The following is an 824-nucleotide window of genomic DNA, read 5'->3' on the forward strand; positions in this document are numbered from 1 at the left end:
AAAGCTGTGGCTGTGATCTGCAATTCGTCAGTGCGGGCGATGGCGCAGCACTGCTGTCGCGGATTAAGCTTGAGGGGAGCCGCAGCGAAGCGGATGTGGTCTTAGGCCTTGATACAAACCTGATGACAGCCGCACGCGATACGGGCCTATTCGCCACGCATGATATCTTCGTTGAGGGGCTGACCCTACCAATCGCTTGGGATGATGCAGAATTTCTGCCCTTTGATTGGGGCTATTTCGCCTTTGTCCATAATGCTGATCTGCCCAATCCCCCACAAAGTTTTGAGGAATTGGGCGCAAGTGATCTGCGCATCTTGATCCAAGACCCACGCAGTTCGACCCCAGGTTTGGGCCTCGTTTATTGGATTGAGGCCGCTTATGGCGATGGTGCTGCGCAGATTTGGCAGGATTTGGCGGATAACATCGTCACGGTTACCCCAGGATGGTCAGAGGCCTACGGCCTGTTCCTAGAGGGTGAGGCCGATATGGTGCTTTCCTACACAACATCCCCCGCCTATCACCTCATTGCTGAGGAAGACCCAAGCAAATCTGCCGCTGCCTTTGACGAAGGGCATTATATGCAAATTGAAATTGCAGGCATCACTGCGGCAAGCGATCAACCCGATTTAGCGCGTGCGTTTATGACCTTCATGCTGTCGCCCGAATTCCAATCCGTAATCCCCACGACAAACTGGATGTATCCTGCGGCTTTGCCCGCTTCGGCGCTGCCCGATGGGTTTGAAACCTTGATTGCCCCTGAAAAAGTGCTGCACTTCTCGGGGGATGAGGCTGCGGCGCTTCGCGATGCAGCGATTGACAGATGG

At 54.6% G+C, this 824-nt stretch carries 1 protein-coding gene; it reads left to right on the forward strand.

The window, feature by feature from the left end; all coding sequences use genetic code 11:
- Positions 1-824, forward strand: an 824-nt coding sequence (locus ACR0B3_RS24335) for a thiamine ABC transporter substrate-binding protein (protein ID WP_480811287.1), incomplete at both ends; no start/stop codon positions are given.

The organism is Ruegeria sp. CE9, from assembly GCF_056537425.1.